This is a genomic window from Paraburkholderia fungorum, from assembly GCF_046027605.1.
Classification (GTDB): Bacteria; Pseudomonadota; Gammaproteobacteria; order Burkholderiales; family Burkholderiaceae; genus Paraburkholderia; species Paraburkholderia fungorum_F.
The window spans coordinates 48230-63975 of record NZ_JAQQEF010000031.1 but is presented as its reverse complement, the minus strand read 5'-3'; the positions used below and the strand labels follow the sequence as shown (position 1 = coordinate 63975).

Sequence of the window (15746 nt, the reverse complement as noted above, 5' to 3'; positions counted from 1 at the left end):
GATGATTAAAAGCAGGAATGTACGTGAGCAAAGCGGTCCTTGAAACGGGATAGCCTGGCCGTGATGTCGAGGGAACGAAGACGTCGTACCGACGGCAGTACAGATCGTAGTACGAAATACCGGTGAGCGACCGTTGCGCGACCTCAATTCGAGACGACACCAATTAATTTTTGCGTCAATGCATTCGTCGAGGCGAGGCCTCGGAACTGAACCGATTGAAAGCCCTAACTCGTGTCGACATAGGCCGATGGCAGGGTCGCGTGTGTGGTGAAGCCCCTATGGCTCTGTTCGCACAGGAATTGGGGCGGACGCCGGAAGACGTGAGTAGATTGCGGAGCCAGTCGCCCATCAAACCTGGAGCGGAGTCGAGGGCAAGACGCCTGACAGCAACCTGATCATTGGCTCACGCAAGACGACCCGTGTCTCTTACATGCCTCCGGCTTCTCGGGCGGTGGCTTCCTTCTCGCTCCAGGCGTCGGTGAAGTGTTGGCAGACCTAATCTGCGATGGAGAGACCTCAACGCCGCTGTCGACCTTCTCAGTTGATCGCTTTATAAAAAACATCTTCACAGCAACTCGCAAATCACCATTAGGAACTCGCGATGGAAATGTCTAAAGTATTTGCTGCGTGCGCCGCCACCGCTGGCGCAAATGCCGCGCCGGCCGCTCTGCGTAAGCTCGACCTTCTAAGCGGGGGCCAACGTAGGTTTGCATGGAAATGGTTAGCAGCCGTGCTGACGCTGGCTTCGGCAAGTTTTATCTCGAGCGGCGCTTTGGCGCAGACAGATCAACGCCCGATTATCCGCGTAAGCTCGGGCGCACCGGATGTACTGACACTGGATCCAGACAGGGCAACGTCGACCGGCGATCTCGGAATGGTCGCAGAAATTTATAGCGGTCTTGTACGCTTTGCGCCAGGCAGTGCTGACCCAAAAACGCTGGAGCCTGATCTCGCGTCAAGCTGGGAGGTATCGAGCGACAAAAAAATCTGGACGTTCTATCTTCGCCATGGCGTCAAGTTTCACGGAGACTGGGGCGAGTTGACCTCAGCGGACGTAGTCTATTCGCTCCAGCGCGCAGCTGATCCATCGAAGTCGAGCTTTGCAGCGAACTACGCCGTTATCGATAAGGTCGAAGCGACGGATCCTTACACGGTGCGCATCACATTGAAGTACTCCGACGAGGACTTCCTGGGGCGTGTCTCCAATTATCACGCCGGCTTCATCATCAGCATGAAAGCTGCCGAGAAATACGGCAGCCAATTTGGGAATCATCCAGTCGGTACTGGACCATTCGAATTTCAAGAGCATGTCACACAGCAGTATGTAAAGTTGGTGGCAAACGAATCATACTTCCGGGGCAAGCCGAAGCTCGCGGGTATCACGTACCGCATGATCCCCGCGGACAGCGATCGTGAATTGGCGTTCACTTCCGGCGAACTTGATGTCGTCTACGGCGAACGTGAACAACGCTGGGTGGAGCGAGCCCGCAAACGTAGCGGCACAAATGTTGACATTTTCAGGCCAGGCGAATTTAGCAGCTTGTTTCTCAATATCCGAAAGCCACCGCTTGACAACATCAAGGTGCGAAAAGCGTTGGCGGAATCGATCAACCTTGACGAAATGGTTCGTTTCGTCGGCGCAGACGTAGCGACCAAAGGCTGCTCAGCAGTGCCGCCGGGATATCTGGGTGCCGATTGCGCGGCTGGTGCATACCCATATAACGTCGCCGACGCAAAGAAATTATTGACTGAGGCTGGGTACCCGAATGGTGTCACTATCAAATCGATCGTTTCTAATCTCTCGGGTTTGCAGTCCTCGATGGAAATCGTACAGTCCCAACTTGCGAAGGCTGGTATCAAGCTCGACATGACCGTCGTGGATCATTCAACCTATCAGGCGCAAAGCCGGAAAGACATGAGCGCGCTCGTTTTATATAGTGCGGCGCGCTTTCCTAACGCCGACACCTGGTTGACTGAATTTTACGACTCCAGGTCTACGGTGAACACGCCCACCGCAATGTCGAACTTTTCTCACTGTTCGGTCGCTGACTCAGACATCCGTGCTGCCCGCGTAGAGCCGGACCCTGCCAGGCAATTGGCCTACTGGAAAAGTGCTCAGCAAAAAATCCACGACGAGATCTGCTCGGTACCGCTATTTGACCAGTTGCAAGTGTGGGTCCACAACGATCGGGTGGTTTACGGCTATGACCTGAAAGGTTCAATGAGCCTCGCGCCAATTATTACTGAGAAAACGTCGTTGAAAACCCAATAAGGTCGTTTTATGGAATGCGATGTTCTGCGCCTTTATTGCCCAGATCGGTGCACCGCCGTAACGAGGTAAAGACGTTGCACATGAACAAGGCTAACACGCTTCCATTTGACAAATATCGACATCTCGATGATTGTCCGACTGGATCATTTTATTGCGCTTGCCGGCGGCGCGTTTATCCGATCGCCGTACCACCCAGACGCCGCGACCGTAAAGCGTCTTCAAAGCTACTTCCACGCCACCCTGAAGCCGCCGAAACCGCGAAATCACTGAAGGAGTGGTGCCTATCGCATCGTTGGCATAGAAGGACCCGCTATGCGCAAGACAAACAACGAGCCAAATAATGTGACGAATCTGCAACTCATGACACCAGACTCTTCCCAACTTGAAACCACAGCAACACAGAAGGAACACTAATGCACGCTATTGATGAACTTGCGGCGTTCGTGGTCGGTCATCCAGATGGTGGCTTGCCGGAGCAAGCTCGTGAAACTTGCTCTTTGCTGGTTACGGACCTCATCGGCGCCACAGCTGCCGGAATAAACTCGCAACTGGCTAAAGCTGCCCGGAGTGCAAGTGAACAGATCTTTGGACAAGGCCAGGTAGACGTCTGGTTAACTGGGCCCGCCCTCAGTATCGCCGGGGCCGCGATGGCGAATGCCGCAGCGGCGAGCGCTCTTGACATCGACGACGGCCACCGGGGGGCGGCCGGCCACGCGGGAGCCGGGATTATTCCTGCTGTTCTTGCGATTGGCCAAGCCCTCAACGTGCCGGACCAACGCATCTTCGACGCATTGGCTTTGGGCTACGATGTGGGCCTGCGTGTTGCCACTGCTCGCCCAACGCCAACAATAGAAACCTACGCGAGCGGCCGCTGGGTTAATTACGGCGTCGCTGCTGCCGTCGGCAGGATGCTTGGCCTGGATGCGCGCCAGCTTGCGCACGCGATGGGCATTGCTGGCGCCGAGGGGCCAATCGGGTATCCGTCGGGCAGTACGCAATATCTGGGCAGCACGGTCAAGGAAATGATTCCCCCCGCTGTGGTCGCCGGCCTGATCGCTGCATTTCGCGCCAAGGCTGGAGCGACAGGTCCGCGCGATCTCCTGGACCGGGACGACCATTTCAGACGTGCAGTGCTCACCGGTGGACTGGGCGAGAGCTGGTGGGTGCAGGATTGTTATCTCAAGCCATATGCGTGCTGTCGTTACATGCACGCGGCTGTAGATGGGATTTTGGCTTTACGGCAGCCAGGAAAACCGATCTTCAGCCTCCGGATCGAGACCTTCCAGCGTGGCCTGAAATTGTCAAACGAACGCGCTCCCCACACGCTGGAAGGCGGTCAATACAGCTACTATTTTAGCTGCGCTCTGGCAGCTCTTCGTGGCGCGTCCGCGTTGCAACCCGTCGATCCCATAAGCCTGCACGATCCTGAGGTACTGTCGCTGGCTGCTCGCATTGAACTTGCCGCACACTCGGATTTCGACGATGCGTTCCCCGAAAGCACGCCTTGTCGCGTCATCCTGGATCAAGGCGAGGGACCTCAAAGCTTAACGGTGCCTTTTCCTTTAGGGGACGTGGCTAACCCGATGACCCGGTCGCAGGTGACGGAAAAATTCCGACGCATTGCAACCGCCAATATCAGTGCGGATCGACAAGACGATATCTTGCTAGCACTTGACCGATTGACGACCGATGGCTTTAGCGAACTGTTTGCTGAACTAGGGGCGCGACCAAGTCGGTGATTGCACCAACAGTCGGGAACGCCTCTAGCCGGGACGTCACTGAAGATATCCCGGCCGGATACTCGCTATCGGGCGAAGCTTTTGATCGGCACGGCGCACACGAAGTAGCGACGTACCGCAAGGTCAAAAGTTACTTCGAAACAGGCATTGCGAACTCGGCACCCTTGCCGATGCTCTCGGGCCAACGCTGCATAATCGACTTTTGCTTCGTGTAAAAGCGCACACCTTCCTCGCCGTAGGCATGCATGTCGCCGAAGAGGCTACGCTTCCATCCACCGAAGCCGTGCCATGCCATCGGAACCGGAATCGGCACGTTGATACCGACCATGCCTACCTGAATCTGCCGGCCGAACTCACGTGCAACGTTGCCGTCACGCGTATAGCAGGCAACGCCATTACCGAATTCGTGATTGTTGACAAGTTCGACTGCTTCGGCGAAGTCTTTTACGCGTACGCACGCGAGGACCGGTCCGAAAATTTCTTCGCTGTAGATTCGCATCTCGGGAGTTACGTGGTCGAAAAGCGTGCCTCCCGTAAAGAAGCCTTCCTCACGTCCCTGCACCTTCAACCCACGCCCATCAACGACGAGCTCAGCGCCTTCCTCGACCCCGACCTGGATATACCCTTCAATACGTTCCAGTGCCTGCCTCGTCACAATCGGCCCCATCTCCGCGTCGGGCTCCATGCCGTCTTTAATCACCAGGCTCCGGGCGCGTTCGGCAAGGCGCGGAACGATTTTGTCGGCGATGTCGCCTACCAGCACAGCGACGGAGATTGCCATGCACCGCTCACCGGCCGAACCGTAGCCTGCGCCAATCAACCCATCGACGACCTGGTCAATGTCCGCGTCGGGCATGACGACCATATGATTCTTGGCGCCGCCCAAGGCCTGGACACGCTTGCCGTGCTTCGCGCCGGTCTCGTAGATGTAGCTTGCAATCGGCGTCGAGCCCACGAAGCTCAAAGCGCAAACGTCCGGATGATGCAGCAGCGCATCGACCACGGTCTTGTCACCCTGCACGACATTGAAGACGCCGTCGGGAAGGCCCGCTTCTTTAAGCAGTCGAGCCATGAAGATTGCCGCGGACGGGTCGCGCTCGCTCGGCTTCAGGATGAACGTGTTGCCAGCAGCGATTGCCACCGGAAACATCCAGCACGGAACCATGCAGGGAAAGTTGAAGGGGGTGATTCCTGCGACGACTCCGAGGGGCTGTCGGATCGTCCAGTTGTCCATACCGGTCGACACCTGCTCGGTGTAGTCGCCCTTCAGCAACTGCGGGATACCGCACGCAAACTCGATGATATCGATGCCACGGGCTACTTCGCCTTGTGCATCCGAAAAGACTTTGCCATGCTCGGCCGTAATGATTGCAGCGAGCTCGTCTTTACGCCGATTTATCAATTCGAGAAATCGGAGCATGACGCGAGCGCGACGGATAGGCGGAATGTTGGCCCACTTCGGGAAAACAGCCTTCGCGGTCGCGACCGCTGCATCGACGTCAGCCTTCTCACCAAGCACGAGTTGTCGCGGTGACTTTCCCGTCGCGGGGTTGAAGACTGGCTGCGTACGGGTGCTGGCACCGCGCACGTCAGCGCCCCCAATGAAATGCACTACGTCGGCTGTATCCTGGTAATTCTGCATTTGACACCCTACGGATTGATTGTTTAGTGTTCGCAGTTTAGGGGCGTGAAACTGGGTCGAACAGCCGTAAATCCCAAACAAATTGTTTTCCCGGGTGAATAATCGCATGACTGGAATACAGAACGTGGAAGGTCTGTGGGTTCATCTACACTGGCTCATCGTGCTGGCTGAGCAGGGTTCGTATACGCGGGCAGCGGCGCGACTGAACGTCAGCAAAGCCGCCATGAGCCAGAAGATTGCCGAGTTGGAGAGGGTCGCCGGCATTGCGCTCGTCCAGCGAACAACCCGTAGCGTGAGGTTCACTGATGCAGGAGAAAGGCTCGTCGAAAGCACCCGTTCACAGTTCGAAGAGATTGCATCGAGCTTCTTGAATGTGCGAGAAATGGCCGGAGTGGCTCGCGGCCTGGTCAGAGTCACGGCGCCTGTTGCATTCGCCCGTCAGCAACTGGTGCCGAAGATGTCCCACTTCTTGCGGGAAAACCCCGAGGTCAAGGTCGAGCTCGAGGTCTCAGATCGACTGAGCTCAATCTCGACTGAGGGATTTGACCTGGCTATCCGACACAGCGCTCAGGTGCCCGAGACGCATGTCGCGGTGAAGCTGTGCGAGACCAGGTCAGTGATTGTCGCGACCCGTGATTACCTGGAGCAACGCGGGCATCCCACACATCCCGCCGATTTGGCGCGACACGACTGCCTTTTTTATCCTCGCGCGCGGGGAGCCACCGAATGGACCTTCCAACTGACCTCGGAGAAACGGGCGCCCGAGTCGATGCAGGTAGTTAAAGTGGACGGCCCATTCGCGGCGAACAACAGCGAGTCGCTTCGCGACGCTGCGCTGGACGGCCTTGGAATTGCGCTGCTTCCCGATTTCACCGCGCAGACAGCGGTGCTGGAGGGACGGTTGCAGATATTGCTTGAAGACTGGCGTCCAACAGGCGCGTTTGCCGACCAGCTTTTCGTGGTGAGGCCGTACGCCTCGCAGGTCCCGCGGGCTATAGGCCGATTTGTAGCTCATCTGCGCGACACATTCGTGGACGGCTTTCCGCTGAGCTGATGGTCTAAATCCCGCGCCTCCACGGCGCTCGATGGAGTCAAAGCTGGCGTACTGCCTCAGGACAAATACAAACGCGTTCAGGAGTTGCCACAGCAAGGTCATGTTGTCGCCATGGCGGGCGACGGTGTCGACGATGCGCCTGCTCCCGCTCAGGCCAACGTGGAAATTGCGATGGGCACCGGTACCGATGTGACTTGAACAAGCGCACGCGTGGCACTCCTAAAGGGAGACCTGCGCGGCATGCTCCATCTGCGCCTGGGCGGAATCCCATCAGGCGACTCCCGGTTGCCAGATAGGGAAGTAATGACATCCAGTTCTGAATCCAGCTGCAATGGCGTTCGATATCGTTGCTCGGTTTCGACGCAAGGTACAGATCGGGTGGTCTGGTCAGCTACTTGCGGACCATGAGCATCGGCTTGCTCGACATTGTCGTTAATGATCAGCCACTGTTCTGCTCCGTCACGGACGACCCAGAAGTCAGCTATTGGCTCCGTCACCGACGCGACAGCGTCTGCTTGGGAAGACGCTGAACGGGTGCAGAACAGGCTATCGCATTGCTGCAAGTCGGGACGACAGCAATGCTCCAACCCTAGTTCAATTTCCTGGAAAGTTGCAAGTTCAAGTCAATTTTGATTGATACGAGATGCAACGCGGAGCCCGGACGCTCCTTGACTGGCAAGGGCTTGCAGCCCGTCAGGGAGTTCTATGTCGAGTTCGATTGATATGAGCAAATCGATCACGTTCTATCACAAAATCGATACGAATGAGCAGCCGAGCGCACCATGTCACTTCAAAAAGCGTTACTTTTCAACGACAAAAGGTAAACTCCAAATATAAATGAGCACATGTGAGCTCGAAACCACTATCATTCAGTCATAGTCTCTCATCCAAGAAACTATCGCGAGCTTTGTTCGGACGCCCTCATAGGGGCCTTCCCCTTCACCGAAGAGGCTTGAGCAGCCGCTCCAGCTACGCGCGTCCGATAGCGAACCGCCGCTTTCATACAAAATTTTCCACAAACTTCCACCAGGAGTTCATCAAATGGCAGATCTGAAGGTTCAAAAATTGAAGTCTGGCAGCATCTTCGAAGACAAGAACAACTACTCACGGGCCGTGGTAGTACAAGACTGGGTTTTCGTGTCCAACACGGCAGGCCGCAACTACCAGACACGCGAGATGTCGTCCGATCCGACGGAACAGACACGTCAGTGCTTCGCAAACATTGAAGGTGCTTTGAAGGCGGTCGATTCAGGTCTCGCTGACGTGGTGCGTGTGCGCGTTGCCGTGCCAAAGCTTGAACATAAGGCTGCTGTGGTGGCGGTCGTCGCAGAAAAATTCCAGGGAATCGACCCTGCCAGCACCGTCACAGCGACACCCCTCGCAGGTCCAGATTATCTCGTCGAGATCGAAGTGACCGCTTATCGAGGTGCCGGCGCCGCCCAAACGGAAAGATTGCGGGTCACCCTATAGTGTGGCGCTGGCCGGCCGTATCAGCCGGTCAGCGTATTCCCAGGAATCGAGTACGTCTTCAATTGACCGTCGGAGAGAGCAGGAGCACTTCGTGTATCTTTCCAAAATCACAGTTTAGTTTGCCCCAGAGGTTACTCGAATGACGGAAAGCGACGCGAATGGCAAGAACAATACAGAAGAACCGCCTCCCGACATCCCGGAGGACATGATCCAGGCTGAGCGGCAACAGCGGATGGCAGATTGGTTCCAGTCTAACGTTGGCGCCTCGAATCAAGAACTTGCCCGCATCTTCAAAACGTCGGCGTCGACAATACGTCGAGACTTGGATGCTCTGGCGGTTCGCGGCGTGCTTCGAAGAACGCATGGAGGTGCGGTCCGCATCCGTCAGCGTTCGACATACGAGCCGAGCATAGATGAAGCGCGTGGCACAGCGGTTGAAGAAAAGCATGCGATCGCTGTTGAGGCTGCGACGCGCCTATCCGATGGGCAAAGCATTCTTATTGACACCGGCTCAACGATGCATCAATTTGCGCAGGTCGTTGCGGAACTCAATCTTTCATTAACAGTGGTCACGAGTGACCTTCTAGTTGCTAACCTGTTGACGCGAAAATCAAACGTGAAGCTCATTGTGCCCGGGGGGCAGTGCCGACCTCGCGCCTATACCCTCTTGGGGGAGCCCGGATTATCTTTCCTACGCGATATTCGGGTCGACCATTTTTATCTTTCGGCGCAAGCAGTTGACGAACATTGCGTATCTGACACTTTTCTAGATTTAGTGTCCCTCAAAAGAACAATGATCCGCGCAGCGAGCAAAACATTTCTGCTAATCGATAGTAGTCGATTTGCCGGGCGAGCATTTCACAACGTCGTCGACGTTACAGCTGTAGACGAAATCATTACTGATGATGGTCTGGCCGACCATGAGTTTCAGCAGTATTGCAATAACGGCGTCAAGGTGACCCGCGTCCCGCTCAATGGATCGCGCACGGTTCCCAGGACTGCAGATGACACATCTTCAAAGACCACTTGACCGGCGGCGCTCCAGCAATTCTCAATTGCGCTTTTCACCGCACCACTTATCCAGGAACAAGGGCAAAACGCTGAGTGCCGTCGTGCATTGTTGAGCGTTATCTATGCGCGCACGAAGAAGGACACGTTTAAAGACAGCTATTCTTTGCACGTCTGGCAGACTCGGTGACAAGCGCCGCTGGCGCACATTTACTTTTATTGGACGGCACGGCATTTTTGTATGATGCCAAAAAAGCAATGTCGTTCCAACAAATGATTCGACAAAGCGATCAAGTTGAGGTTATCTGCACCTCATCAGGCTGGATTTTTCTGCGTGACAAGCCGTGAAGCGAACGGCCCACGCCAACGTTAAACGGATTGGTCCGCGGGCCGATCTTGTCCGCATGGCGGCGCAGCAAATCAATCACCACCGGCAAGCGATCATTGTCAAGCCGCGTGGCAAGCGTACCGATGCTCAATGCAGCAATCGCGCGGCCCGAACGGTCCAGGATAGGCACTGCCGCCCCCGCCATGCCTTCCAGCAAACTGGAGTTGCGGCCCGCATAACCAAGTGACCGGGTCCGTTCGATCTCCGCGCGTAAGTACACCTCATCGAGTACCCCATAGGCGCGCAATCGAGGAACGTTGTAACGAATGATCTCTTCCCTCTCGTCTTCGGGAAGAAACGCGAGTATCGCCAAACTTCCCTGCCCCACCCCCAGCGCAACCCGTCCCCCGATGTCGCCCGTGAACGTGCGGATTGGAAAAGGCCCTTCGCACATGTCAAGACAGACTGCGTCAAAGTTACTCCTGACCAGCAGAAAAACAGTTTCCCCGAGACTGGAACAGAGTTGCAACAAAGAGGGCCTACAGAGTTCCCGCATCCCGTTCGGATTTCCAGCCTGAGCGGCCATTGCGAAAAATTCCACGCTTAACCGGTATCGCTTCGTGCCAGTGTCCTGTTCAACAATCCCCTCCTCGATAAGCGCACCCAGGAGGCGGTGGACCGTGGGCTGACTTAGCCTGAGCACCTTCGCGAGTTGGGTCACCCGACAACCGTCCGGTTGGGAGGACCCCAGTGTCCGAATAATCGCAAAGGATCTATGTATAACGCCGACGCCGGGCGTATCGGAGGAATCAACAGATCCCGGGGCCGCTCCTTCCGCAGATTTCATTTCATTGCCTTTAAGCATTTCATCACATTCCGCCGGTCGAACCGACAAGGTCTTGGCACATCTTACCTCAACAGCCTTTTCTTTTATCATCCACCTGTCAAAATTATTCTTCATATATACCAACATATATTCCATCTATCGAATGTTTATTGATTTTAAATCCTTTGAGTGGAAATACCTAGTTGACTATGACGATTTGGCTACCTACAGTTACCTACATTAGCCGAGCGAGGACCCGCGCATGTGGAAGTTCAAACTGGCGGATCGAGCTTGTCTAAGGAAGTGAACAGGCAATCAGATCCAAACATCAGAGCAATAGTGCGTTGAGAAGCAGACACGTTTGATCTCGAACACCATTGCATGACCCAGTCCAGGACGACTGCGGTCAACATTGAGCGAGCGTCTCCCATAGCGCTACTTCCTAAATAGCCCAGCGTGCGAATATTGTTCAGTTTCAAGGAGTTGTGGTAGCGAAAACGAACATGTCGTAAGTAATGCTAATAGTCGTTCAGAATCAAATGCGACCTGCTGCATTTGTAGGATTATTAAATTTTCTAGGTCATTTGTTTTCGATTTTTCGAGCACATCAGACCAGCTTCGGGCCGTTGTACGTCGTCGCTAGTCATTACCTTTAAAGCTATGCAATGCCCCAGTCCAAACAGCAACTAGTCCGCGTGTCCGAAACGGTGCGCGCTCCTATCACTTTCCACCTTGACGGTGTCGAGCTTCGCGCGCTGGTCGGCGACACCGTTCTCACCGCCATACTGAGTAATCAGCGCTATTTGCGTCACGCTGAATTCAGCGGTGAGCCCCGCGCAGGGTTTTGCCTTATGGGCGCCTGTCAGGACTGCTGGGTCCGGTGTGAGGACGGTACTAAATTACGAGCTTGCTCGACGCCATTGCGTGCAGGTCTTCGACTCATCACAAACAACACAGCCGATTCAGCTGGAGGCGCACAATGAGCGCGGAACCTCGAGTTGTAATCGTTGGCGCAGGACCCGCCGGGATCCGTGCAGCTGAAACGATCGTAGGCGCAGGAATCAGACCTATCGTGATTGACGAGAATCCCACTTGGGGAGGTCAGATCTATCGCCAGCCACCTGCGAACGCTGGCTTCCGGAGAACGAAGAAAGACCTGTATGGATTTGAGGCCGCCAAAGCGGATTCTCTCCACGCCGCTATGGCCGCGCTCTTGCCCAAAGTTGACTATCGCGCCGAAACGCTTGTATGGGCATGCGAGCCAGGTCACGTGGAAACACTGAGCGGTGGCCGCCCAGGGCGAGTTGCGTTTTCGCATCTCATCATCGCCAGCGGCGCAACCGACCGAGTGCTTCCTCTGCAGGGTTGGACTTTGCCGGGCGTCTACACGCTTGGCGGGGCTCAGATTGCCCTTAAGGCACAGGGGTGCGCAATCGGAAGTAACGTAGTTCTTGCCGGGACAGGCCCTCTCCTTTATTTGGTCGCGTACCAGTACTGTAAGGCAGGCGCGAATGTTGTTGCAGTACTCGACACCAGTCCGTTCTTGCGGCAAGCAATGGCGCTACCCAAGTTATCGCGGCAACCTGCCACCCTCGCAAAAGGTATCTACTACCTTAGCTGGTTAAAAGCTAAGGGCATTCGGATCGAGTTCAATGTTTCTCTGATCAGTTTCGAAGGAGAGCGGGCGATCAGTGGTGTCCGTTGGAAACGAAACAAGGATGCGGCTACATCAGCTTCCGCTCGATGGATCGACTGCGACTCTGTTGGTGTCAGCTTTGGCCTACGGCCTGAAACGCAACTGGCCGACCTCGCCGGCTGTCGTTTCCGATACGACACATTAAATTGCTGCTGGCTACCCGAACAAGATTCCGCCGGCCGCAGCTCGGTCACTGGCGTATATCTGGCGGGAGATGGAGCTGGAATAGCTGGCGCCGATGCAGCGGAACTCGCAGGTCGCCGTGTCGGCCTGGCTCTTTTGAGTGATCTTGGCATTGCTCATTCGCGGGGTGACGGCACTTCCGACGTTGATACCCTCGAGCGAAAGTTGAAGAGGATTGCGGTGTTCCGCTCGGGAATCGAAACGGCTTTCGCGCCACCGAAGAATCCAGCCGGTGCATGGCCTGACAACCTCACCATCTGTCGCTGCGAAGAGATCGCCGCGGGCACGCTGCGTCACTGCATTCGTAGCGGCCAGGCGACGGAGATAAACCGGTTAAAAGCCTTAACCCGCGTCGGCATGGGTCGATGTCAAGGTCGCATGTGTGGTGAGGCCGCAATTGCCCTGCTCGCGGAGGAATTGGGAAAGACACCCGAAGAAGTAGGCAGATTGCGGAGTCAGTCACCGATCAAGCCTATACCAATCTCTCCGGAACTCAATGTAGATACTTTGGAAATCATTCCGGAGGGCGACCGAGATGAGTGACTTACAGCACTATGACGTCGCTATTGCTGGCGGAGGTCTCGTTGGTTCGTCTGCTGCACTTGCTTTGTCTCGACGAGGTATGCGCGTCGTTTTGATTGAACGTGGATTTTGTGGTTCACAGGCGAGCGGCGTTAACTATGGCGGTGTGCGTTGCCAAGGTCGCCCCAAAGAACAGATGCCGCTTGCGATGCGTGCGCGATGCGTATGGAACGACCTTCCCCAACTAATCGGCACCGACGGCGAGTTTGTCGTTTCGGGCCATCTTAGATTGGCTCGACGCGACGAAGACCTCGAAGGGCTGAGTGCCTGGGCACTTATGGCACGAGAGTATGGTCTTGAGACATTGTTGCTGGAAGGCCCCGCCTTTCGCAGGCTTTATCCGTGGCTCGGGAATGCCACGGTCGGCGGATCGCTGTGCATGAGCGACGGACACGCAAACCCCCGACTCGTTTCTCCCGCTTTCGCACAAGCTGCGCGCGCATCCGGGGCTGATGTCTGGGAACAAACTGAGCTCAAGGATTGCAGCTTCGACGGAAAGCATTTCCAGATGATGGCGGGTGATAGGCGCGTCAGTTCCCGTTGGCTCATCAATTCGGCTGGCGCGTGGGCGAACAGTGTCGCAGCGCAATTTGAAGAGACTATACCCATGCAACCGATGTATCCGAACATGTGGGTTACCGAGCCATTGCCCCAGTTCATCACAGTCAACCTGGGGGCGTACGGCGGCGGGTTTTACGCCCGCCAGGTCGAGCGGGGAAATGTGGTGCTCGGTGGAGGCCGAGCACGCGGCAACGGGGAGTACGCGCAACCGTCCAACGATATCACCCTTGCGGCAATGCATGAGGCTTGCGCAATGTTACCGGCTCTGCGAAACGCTTTGCTTATCCGAACCTGGAGCGGCGTGGAGGGCAAGACACCTGATAGCAACCCCATTATCGGCTTAAGCAAAACCACCCCTGGTCTCTTACATGCATTTGGCTTCTCAGGCGGCGGCTTTCTCCTGGCTCCCGGCGTTGGCGAAGTGTTGGCAGATCTGATTCTTGATGGTGAGACCGAAACGCCGCTCTCGGCCTTTTCAGTTGACAGGTTCTTAGAGTCATCTTTGCTGCAACCCGCAAATCATCATTAGGAACTCACGATGAACTTATCTAAATTGTTTGAGGTGCGGGCCGCCTCTTCTCGCGCGGCTATTGCTCTTTCGATTCGGCGTAAGCGGGGTCTTCTGAACGTCCGCCAGCTTATGTCCTCATGGAACAGCCTGGCTGCAATGCTTGCGCTTGTCACGGCGAGTATTGTTCCGATCGGCGCGCTTGCGCAGACAGATCAGCGCCCCGTCATCCGCGTCAGTTCTAGTGCACCGGATGTACTAACACTTGATCCGGACCGGGCCACCTCGATCGGTGACCTTGGAATGGTTGCAGAGATCTATAACGGGCTCGTACGCTTTGCGCCGGGTAGTGCCGACCCAAAATCCCTTGAACCCGATCTTGCAGCGAGCTGGGACGCGTCGAGCGACAAGAAAGTCTGGACGTTTCATCTTCGCCATGGCGTCAAGTTTCACGGTGAATGGGGCGAGTTAACTTCAGCCGATGTGGTCTATTCCCTAAAGCGCGCAGCGGATCCCGCAAGGTCGAGCTATGCAGCAAACTACACCCTTATCGAAAAGGTCGAGGCCACGGATCCGTACACCGTGCGAGTTACATTGAAGTACCCGGACGCGACTTTCCTTGGGCGTGTTTCCAATTATCACGGTGGTCTCATTGTCAGCATGAAAGCCGCCGAGAAGTACGGCAACCAGTTTGGAAGTCACCCAGTAGGTACCGGGCCTTTCGAATTCAAAGAACATGTCACACAGCAATTCGTAAAGTTGGCGGCAAACGAATCGTACTTTCGGGGCAAGCCTAAGCTTGCGGGGATCACCTACCGCATGATCCCCGCGGATAGCGATCGTGAACTGGCGTTCACCTCCGGCGAACTCGATATCATCTACGGAAAACGAGAACAACGTTGGGTGGAGCGAGTCCGCAAAAGCAGCGGCACACACGTCGACATCTTCCGGCCTGGTGAGTTCAATAGCTTGTTCCTTAACCTTGGAATGCCGCCCCTTAACAATATTAAGGTACGCAAAGCAGTGGCGGAGTCGATCAATCTCGACGAGCTCGTTCACTATGTCGGCGCGGACGTAGCTTCCAAGGGCTGTTCGGCCGTGCCTCCCAACTACCTGGGCGTCGACTGTTCGGCCGGAACATATCCGTACAACATCGCTGATGCGAAAAGACTGTTGGCTGAGGCTGGGTACCCGAATGGTGTCACCATCAAGTCAATCGTTTCCAACCTGTCGGATTTGCAGTCTGAGATGGAGATCGTACAGGCACAACTCGCAAAGGCAGGGATCAAGCTCGACATGACGGTCGTCGATCACTCGACCTATCAGGCGCAAAGCCGGAAAGATATGAGTGCGCTTGTTTTATATGGTGCAGCGCGTTTTCCTGACTCCGACACGTGGCTGACTGAATTCTTCGACTCTACGTCTACGGTCAATACACCCACGGCAATGTCCAATTTTTCGCATTGCTCCGCTGCAGACTCGGACATCCGTTCGGCGCGTGTCGAGCCCAATCCTGCCAAGCAGTTGGCCTATTGGAAAAGTGCGCAACAAAAGATCCACGATGCAGTCTGTTCGGTACCGCTTTTTGACAAATTGCAAGTATGGGCTCACAGCGATCGGGTTGTATATGGATACGATCTGAAAGGTTCAATGAATCTTGCCCCGCCGATCACTGAAAACACGTCGCTGAAAGCCCAATAAGGCTATCAATTCGGTCGGATAGTCTTTGCAGGTTCGTCTGTACGGTAACAAGAAAACTCGCTAGATGGTTGCGCTGATTTAGCGCTACCTTACCGAGTTCCATTGAACATCTGGCGCTTGACGCTGGAATGAAGACATTGACAACGGTGGAAACCAGTATGTTGCATATGCCTGTC

Annotated in this window: 11 protein-coding genes and 2 pseudogenes; 11 read left to right on the top strand and 2 right to left on the bottom strand. The window is 55.5% G+C overall.

Features of this window, described 5'->3' with window-relative positions:
* Positions 1-170: 170 nt before the first annotated feature.
* From PQR53_RS33415 to PQR53_RS33400, 4 genes and pseudogenes are all read left to right on the top strand, one after another.
* Positions 171-356 (top strand): annotated as a pseudogene (locus PQR53_RS33415) (bacterioferritin-associated ferredoxin); the annotation flags it as partial.
* Positions 350-615 (top strand): annotated as a pseudogene (locus PQR53_RS33410) (NAD(P)/FAD-dependent oxidoreductase); the annotation flags it as partial. The pseudogenes PQR53_RS33415 and PQR53_RS33410, both read left to right, overlap by 7 nt.
* Positions 602-2272, top strand: coding sequence for an ABC transporter substrate-binding protein (locus tag PQR53_RS33405; protein ID WP_408349398.1), 1671 nt, complete (start codon positions 602-604; stop codon positions 2270-2272). The pseudogene PQR53_RS33410 and the gene PQR53_RS33405, both read left to right, overlap by 14 nt.
* Before the next feature lie 413 nt (positions 2273-2685).
* Positions 2686-4011: an MmgE/PrpD family protein gene (locus PQR53_RS33400; RefSeq protein WP_408349401.1), complete on the top strand. Its 1326-nt coding sequence runs from the start codon at positions 2686-2688 to the stop codon at positions 4009-4011.
* Positions 4012-4141: 130 nt separating this feature from the next.
* On the opposite strand, the gene PQR53_RS33395 is transcribed toward PQR53_RS33400, so the two are convergent.
* On the bottom strand, positions 4142-5653 hold the full coding sequence (locus PQR53_RS33395) for a CoA-acylating methylmalonate-semialdehyde dehydrogenase (RefSeq protein WP_408463915.1): 1512 nt from the start codon (positions 5651-5653) through the stop codon (positions 4142-4144).
* A gap of 106 nt (positions 5654-5759) precedes the next feature.
* Here PQR53_RS33395 and PQR53_RS33390 point away from each other — a divergent pair, with 106 nt between their 5' ends.
* The 3 genes from PQR53_RS33390 (at position 5760) to PQR53_RS33380 (ending at position 9207) form a co-directional block, all read left to right on the top strand.
* The gene (locus tag PQR53_RS33390) at positions 5760-6707 is read left to right on the top strand and encodes a LysR family transcriptional regulator (RefSeq protein WP_408434227.1); all 948 of its coding nucleotides are present in this window, start codon (positions 5760-5762) and stop codon (positions 6705-6707) included.
* A gap of 1041 nt (positions 6708-7748) precedes the next feature.
* A complete protein-coding gene (locus PQR53_RS33385) occupies positions 7749-8177 on the top strand; it encodes a Rid family hydrolase (RefSeq protein WP_408349407.1) in 429 nt (142 codons plus the stop codon).
* 139 nt (positions 8178-8316) lie between these two features.
* Positions 8317-9207 carry a DeoR/GlpR family DNA-binding transcription regulator gene (locus PQR53_RS33380; RefSeq protein WP_408349410.1) on the top strand — a complete coding sequence of 297 codons (891 nt, stop codon included), beginning with the start codon at positions 8317-8319 and terminating at the stop codon, positions 9205-9207.
* A gap of 268 nt (positions 9208-9475) precedes the next feature.
* On the opposite strand, the gene PQR53_RS33375 is transcribed toward PQR53_RS33380, so the two are convergent.
* A complete protein-coding gene (locus PQR53_RS33375) occupies positions 9476-10360 on the bottom strand; it encodes an IclR family transcriptional regulator (protein ID WP_408349862.1) in 885 nt (294 codons plus the stop codon).
* 644 nt (positions 10361-11004) lie between these two features.
* Here PQR53_RS33375 and PQR53_RS33370 point away from each other — a divergent pair.
* From PQR53_RS33370 to PQR53_RS33355, 4 genes are read left to right on the top strand one after another with little or no spacing between them, the layout of a single operon-like run.
* Complete coding sequence (locus PQR53_RS33370; protein WP_408349413.1) at positions 11005-11322, top strand: (2Fe-2S)-binding protein; 318 nt, start codon at positions 11005-11007, stop codon at positions 11320-11322.
* Positions 11319-12761, top strand: coding sequence for an FAD/NAD(P)-dependent oxidoreductase (locus PQR53_RS33365; RefSeq protein ID WP_408349416.1), 1443 nt, complete (start codon positions 11319-11321; stop codon positions 12759-12761). The genes PQR53_RS33370 and PQR53_RS33365 overlap by 4 nt, the downstream gene beginning before the upstream one ends.
* Complete coding sequence (locus PQR53_RS33360) at positions 12754-13890, top strand: NAD(P)/FAD-dependent oxidoreductase (protein ID WP_408463908.1); 1137 nt, start codon at positions 12754-12756, stop codon at positions 13888-13890. The genes PQR53_RS33365 and PQR53_RS33360 overlap by 8 nt, the downstream gene beginning before the upstream one ends.
* Before the next feature lie 9 nt (positions 13891-13899).
* Positions 13900-15570, top strand: a complete 1671-nt coding sequence (locus PQR53_RS33355; protein WP_408349422.1) for an ABC transporter substrate-binding protein — start codon at positions 13900-13902, stop codon at positions 15568-15570.
* The last annotated feature ends 176 nt before the right edge of the window (positions 15571-15746 follow it).

Excerpts from the sequence above, each read along its gene's own strand:
- PQR53_RS33395 (WP_408463915.1), bottom strand. The coding sequence starts at position 5,653 with ATGCAGAATTACCAGGATACAGCCGACGTAGTGCATTTCATTGGGGGC.
- PQR53_RS33360 (WP_408463908.1), top strand. The coding sequence starts at position 12,754 with ATGAGTGACTTACAGCACTATGACGTCGCTATTGCTGGCGGAGGTCTC.
- PQR53_RS33355 (WP_408349422.1), top strand. The coding sequence starts at position 13,900 with ATGAACTTATCTAAATTGTTTGAGGTGCGGGCCGCCTCTTCTCGCGCG.
- PQR53_RS33365 (WP_408349416.1), top strand. The coding sequence starts at position 11,319 with ATGAGCGCGGAACCTCGAGTTGTAATCGTTGGCGCAGGACCCGCCGGG.
- PQR53_RS33370 (WP_408349413.1), top strand. The coding sequence starts at position 11,005 with ATGCCCCAGTCCAAACAGCAACTAGTCCGCGTGTCCGAAACGGTGCGC.
- PQR53_RS33375 (WP_408349862.1), bottom strand. The coding sequence starts at position 10,360 with ATGAAATCTGCGGAAGGAGCGGCCCCGGGATCTGTTGATTCCTCCGAT.
- PQR53_RS33400 (WP_408349401.1), top strand. The coding sequence starts at position 2,686 with ATGCACGCTATTGATGAACTTGCGGCGTTCGTGGTCGGTCATCCAGAT.
- PQR53_RS33390 (WP_408434227.1), top strand. The coding sequence starts at position 5,760 with ATGACTGGAATACAGAACGTGGAAGGTCTGTGGGTTCATCTACACTGG.
- PQR53_RS33385 (WP_408349407.1), top strand. The coding sequence starts at position 7,749 with ATGGCAGATCTGAAGGTTCAAAAATTGAAGTCTGGCAGCATCTTCGAA.
- PQR53_RS33380 (WP_408349410.1), top strand. The coding sequence starts at position 8,317 with ATGACGGAAAGCGACGCGAATGGCAAGAACAATACAGAAGAACCGCCT.
- PQR53_RS33405 (WP_408349398.1), top strand. The coding sequence starts at position 602 with ATGGAAATGTCTAAAGTATTTGCTGCGTGCGCCGCCACCGCTGGCGCA.